At 43.5% G+C, this 1,461-nt stretch carries 2 protein-coding genes; both read left to right on the forward strand.

From position 1 onward, the window contains the following. A partial coding sequence (locus ACFINX_RS10035) for a phage late control D family protein (protein WP_375668792.1) occupies positions 1–906 on the forward strand: 906 nt, incomplete at its 5' end. Continuing rightward, the coding region (locus tag ACFINX_RS10040; protein ID WP_375668793.1) for a DnaB-like helicase N-terminal domain-containing protein at positions 878–1,461 on the forward strand (584 nt) is incomplete at its 3' end. The genes ACFINX_RS10035 and ACFINX_RS10040, both read left to right, overlap by 29 nt.

Genomic DNA, 1,461 nt, shown 5'->3' on the forward strand with positions numbered 1-1,461 from the left:
TTTGAAGCAGAGTTTGACGATAGTGGCAATGATTTAGAGGTTCCCTCAAGCAACAGTGCGCTACAGGTGATCTTTGGTTATGAGAACAGCATCAGTGCCTTTATGGGGTGTTTTGTTGTCGAATCGGTTGTAAGTTGTGGGGGCAGCGATGGAGAGATTTTGCGCCTTTGTGGCAAAAGTGCCTCGATGCGTAAAGAGCTCAAAGAACAGGTGAGTGAACATTTTGACCACCAAACCATTGGTGAGATTGTGGAGACACTTGCCAAACGCCATGGCTATCAAGCAAAGGTCAGTCCCCAATTTACCAAACAAATTTTGCCTTATGTGATTCGAACAGATCAATCGGCGGTTGATTTTTTAACCCGCCTTGCTGACCGCATGCGGGCACGTTTTTTGATCAAGGACAATAAGTTTTTGTTTTTAAGCGGAGATAATTTACCAGCACTCGAACTTCATAAGCACGACTGTTCCAACTGGGAATTCACATTAGAACCACGCACGCAATATGGCACTATTGAAGCTTCTTATTTTGATCGCTCAAAAGGGCAGCAATGCCAAGTCAAACATCAGACAGGGTTTAGCGGTCCCGTGCGGCGTTTACGGACTTGTTACACTTGTGAGGAGGAAGCACGAGCTGCTGCTGCTTCCGAGTCGGACAGGTTGTGTCGTGCTGTAGGCAGTGGCTCCTTGACCCTTGAGGGGCGCCCTGAAATTATGGCGGATCAACCTCTCATCTTTCAAGGGTTTCGTGGGCAAATCAATGGACCATGGAAAGCTGCAACCGTCACCCACCGCTATGAAAAACAAAGCGGATACACCACAGAAATCACACTCGAGGCACCAAACAAGGGAAAAAAAAGCAATGAGAACATTGAACATGCTAAAAACAGAAAATCCAAGAGATAATTTTGCTTCTTCTTTTCGTCAACTTCCCCATAATATTGAAGCGGAACAGGCATTACTTGGAGCAATCCTGATTAATAATAATGCACTCGATCGCGTTTCAGACTTTCTCAAAGCAGAACATTTTTTTGAAACGCTACATCAAAAGATCTTTGAGATTGTCTTACAAATTATTCAAAAGGGTCATCTTGCAAACCCCATTACAATTAAGCCCTATATCCAAATGGAAGAAAAAATTGGAGATATTACTGTATACCAGTATGTTGTTCGCTTAGCCACAGAGGCAGTCACTATTATTAACACTGAAGATTATGGACGCGTTATTTACGATCTTTTTATCCGCCGGTCTTTGATTAATCTTGGCAATGAAGTTGCCAATACAGCTTTTGATGCTCCTGTAGAGCTCACGCCTACCCAACAAATTGAAACGATTGAAAATCAGTTATTTGAGCTCGCCGAAAAAGGGAAATATGGGGGTGGGTTTGAAAACTTTGATACAGCCATTGCAAAAGCACTTAACATGGCAAGCGCTGCAAAAAAGCGTTCCTCACAGCTTTC

Origin of the sequence: Bartonella sp. AP36NXGY (assembly GCF_042195865.1) — a bacterium.
Lineage (GTDB): Bacteria > Pseudomonadota > Alphaproteobacteria > Rhizobiales > Rhizobiaceae > Bartonella.